At 66.6% G+C, this 1,236-nt stretch carries 1 protein-coding gene; it reads right to left on the reverse strand.

Translation table 11 applies throughout. The features are described from left to right. Nucleotides 1-1,190: IS30 family transposase (locus OAW74_RS15505; RefSeq protein WP_417568599.1), on the reverse strand; the 1,190-nt coding region annotated here is incomplete at its 3' end. Between the last annotated feature and the right edge of the window lie 46 nt (nt 1,191-1,236).

Below are 1,236 nucleotides of genomic sequence, written 5' to 3' on the forward strand. Positions count from 1 at the left end.
TGTTCGAGGGCTTCGGTCGGGGTTTTCCAGTCGAGGGTCATGCGTGGCCGGTTGTTGAGTTGGGTGGCGACGTAGTCGAGGTAGTCGGCGGTGTAGCCGGCGAGGTCGGTGCCTTTCGGGAAGTACTGGCGGAGCAGGCCGTTGGTGTTCTCGTTGCTGCCGCGTTGCCAGGGTGAGTGCGGGTCGCAGAAGAAGATCCCGTCGCGGAGGTCTGCTTCGATGGTGATCCGGGCGTGCGCGGCCATCTCGATGCCCTGGTCCCAGGTCACTGAGCGTCGCAGCAGGTCGGGGAGTCGGCGCATCTGGGTGATCATCTGGTCGGCGACGGTCTGCGCGTCGCGTTGTTGGGGCAGGTGCAGCAGGATGACGAACCGGGTGGTCCGTTCCACGAGGGTGCCGATCTGCGACTTCCCGTCCTTGCCGATGATGAGGTCGCCTTCCCAATGTCCCGGGACGGCACGGTCATCGACTTCGGCGGGCCGTTCGGAGATCAGCACCATGTCCCGGATCTTGCTGCCCCCGGCGGGGTCGCGTCGTGCCCGGGCTCGTGGCTTGCGAACTGCGCGGCCGGAGCGCAGCGCCTGAGTGAGTTCGCGTCGCAGCTCACCGCGCCCTTGAACGAACAGCGACCGGTAGATCGCTTCGTGAGAGATCCGCATGCTCTCATCCTCCGGGAAGTCGACCTGGAGCCGGTGGGAGATCTGCTGAGGCGACAGTCGCAACAGCAACTGCCGTTCAACCTCTGCCCGTAACCGGTCGTTAGTGGACAGCTTCGATGGCTTCGGCCGCGACAGTCGCCGGTCCGCACGTCCCTGCGCGGTCGATGGTGAGTAAACCACTGGCTGCGACGGCGGCCGTGTCACCCGCTTCGGCCGGTAACGAGGCGACGAGCCCCGGTTCCGACTCAACTCCCGCTGCACGGTTGACGGCGCCCGTCCGATCGCCCCCGCGATCTGCCGGATCGACTCTCCCCGCCCCACCCCGACCGCGATCCGTTCCCGCTCCGCGATCGTCAGGAACCGGTCAGAAGGCTCGAACAAAGACAACGGCGGCATGCCGCCAGCATCCCGGAACCATGTCTCCGCGCCCTGACGCGACGCGCCCACCGCCGCCGCAGCATCCGCAGTACTCAACCCCGCCGCGATCCCCCGCCAAAACCCCCGCTTCACCGACCTCAACACCAACAGCATCGACACCCCTCACATCAGGGTGTTGCACTGACCCCTTGAGACCGCC

The sequence above is a fragment of the Microbacterium fluvii genome (assembly GCF_025515205.1).
GTDB lineage: Bacteria > Actinomycetota > Actinomycetes > Actinomycetales > Microbacteriaceae > Microbacterium > Microbacterium fluvii.